This is a genomic window from Mesorhizobium sp. M7A.F.Ca.US.014.04.1.1 (assembly GCF_003998745.1).
Classification (GTDB): domain Bacteria; phylum Pseudomonadota; class Alphaproteobacteria; order Rhizobiales; family Rhizobiaceae; genus Mesorhizobium; species Mesorhizobium ciceri.
The window spans coordinates 1-2,243 of sequence record NZ_RZRW01000759.1 but is presented as its reverse complement, the minus strand read 5'-3'; the positions used below and the strand labels follow the sequence as shown (position 1 = coordinate 2,243).

Sequence of the window (2,243 nt, the reverse complement as noted above, 5' to 3'; positions counted from 1 at the left end):
GATTGATTCGGGGTGCGCGGCATGACATCGCCGATCTCGGCCGGCAACAGATCAGCGGTGATCGGCGCATCGACGTCGTCGCCGCGCGCCAGGATCATCAGGCGCTCGACATTATTGCGCAGCTGGCGAACGTTGCCCGGCCAGTTGTGCGCCTGCAGCACGGCCAGCGCGTCGTCGCCGATGCGGCGCGGCTTGATGCCGGCCTGGCGGGCGATCTGCTTCATGAAATTGTCGACGAGGTAGGGAATATCCTCGCGCCGCTCGGCCAATCCCGGCACGATGACCGGAACCACCGCGAGGCGATGGTAAAGATCCTCGCGGAAACGCCCGTCGGCGATCATCGCTTCGAGGTTCTGCGACGTGGAAGAGATGATGCGGACATCGACCTTGACCCGCTTGGTTCCCCCTACCCGCTCGAACTGCTGCTCGACCAGCACGCGCAGGATCTTGTTCTGCGTCTCGCGCGGCATGTCGGCCACCTCGTCGATGTAGAGGATGCCGCGATGGGCCTCCTCGAGCGCGCCGACCTTGCGCTCGACGCCATTCGATTCGGTGCCGAACAGTTCGATCTCCATACGCTCGGGCGTGATGTTGGCGGCGCTCAGCGTCACGAAAGGCGCGCCCTTGCGCGCCGACAGCGTGTGGATGGCGCGCGCGGCCAGTTCCTTGCCCGAGCCAGACGGGCCGATGATCATCACGCGGCTGTTGGTCGGCGCGACGCGTTCGATGGTCTGACGCAACTGGCTCATCGCCGACGACATGCCGATCAGATCGAAGGTTTCACCGCTGCGCAGCTTGAGGTCGGAAACCTCGCGCCGCAATTTCGAGGTCTCGAGCGCACGTTCGGCAATAAGGATCAGCCTGTCGGCCTTGAACGGTTTTTCGATGAAGTCATAGGCGCCGCGACGGATGGCGGAGACCGCCGTTTCGATGTTGCCGTGGCCGGAAATCATCACCACCGGCAAGGTCGGATGCATCGTCTTGATCTCGTCGAGCAGCGCCAGCCCGTCGAGACGCGAGCCCTGCAGCCAGATGTCGAGGAAAATCAGCCGCGGCGCGCGATCAGCTATAGCAGCGAGCGCGCTGTCGGCATCGAATGCCGTGCGGGTTTCGTGACCTTCGTCGCTCAGTATGCCCGCGACGAGTTCACGGATGTCTTCCTCGTCATCGACGATGAGAATATCAGACGCCATTACCGACCTTTTCAGTTTCTCTTTCGTTTTCCGCCCTGCTTTCGCCGCGCGGAGCCGTTGCGGCCGCAGGCGGCAGGATGATGCTGATCATCGCGCCGCGCCCATCGTGGAAGTCCGCAGGAGCATCGTGTAGTTCCAGCCTGCCACCATGGTCCTCCACGATCTTCTTGACGATAGCGAGGCCAAGTCCGGTGCCCTTCTCGCGTGTGGTCATGTAGGGCTCGAGCAGCCGTTGGCGATTCTCGCGCGGCAGGCCTTTGCCATTGTCGATGACGTCGATTCGAATCACACCATTCTGGCGCCCGGCCTGAATCCGGATTATGCCGTGCGAACCATCCTTCTGTTCCAATCCGTCGATTGCCTCGGCGGCGTTCTTGATCACATTGCCGAAAGCCTGCGCCATCAGCCGGCTGTCGAACGTGCCCTTCAGCGGCTCGCTGCCGAAGGTCCGCTCGAAGGTGATGTCGGCGCGGCTGACCTCGACCAGGAACGAGGCCTCGCGCAGCGATTCGCGCAGATCTATGGCCTTCATCTCGGGCTTCGGCATGCGCGCGAACGCCGAGAATTCGTCGACCATACGGCCGATATCCTCGACCTGACGAATGATGGTGTCGGTGCACTGGTCGAAAACCTCGCGGTCCTCGGTAATCACCTTGCCATAGCGGCGCTTGATGCGTTCGGCCGAGAGCTGGATCGGCGTCAGCGGGTTCTTGATCTCGTGGGCGATACGCCGCGCCACATCCGCCCAAGCCGACGAGCGCTGCGCCTGGACCAGGTCGGTGATGTCGTCAACCGTCACGACATAGGACTTTTCCTCCGAGCCGTCATCGCCGGCCTCGATGGTGATCTGAACGTTGAAGGTCCGCTCGGCGCCGGCGCGGTAGAAGGTCACCTGCTCGCGATAGACGGGTTTGCCGGACTTGCGGCCGATTTCGAAGACGCGGCCGACATGCGGCAGCACGGCGGAAAGGTTCTGCCCAAGGGCTGCGCTGGCGGATATGGCCAGCATCGCTTCGGCCGAGCGGTTGACGATGGTGACGATGCCGTAGG

The 2,243-nt window shown here is 63.0% G+C and carries 2 protein-coding genes; both read right to left on the bottom strand.

Going from position 1 to position 2,243, the window contains the following annotated elements:
• A partial coding sequence (locus EOA22_RS31105; protein ID WP_164756087.1) for a sigma-54 dependent transcriptional regulator occupies nt 1-1,193 on the bottom strand: 1,193 nt, incomplete at its 3' end.
• The coding region (locus EOA22_RS31100; RefSeq protein ID WP_127390488.1) for an ATP-binding protein at nt 1,183-2,243 on the bottom strand (1,061 nt) is incomplete at its 5' end. The genes EOA22_RS31105 and EOA22_RS31100, both read right to left, overlap by 11 nt.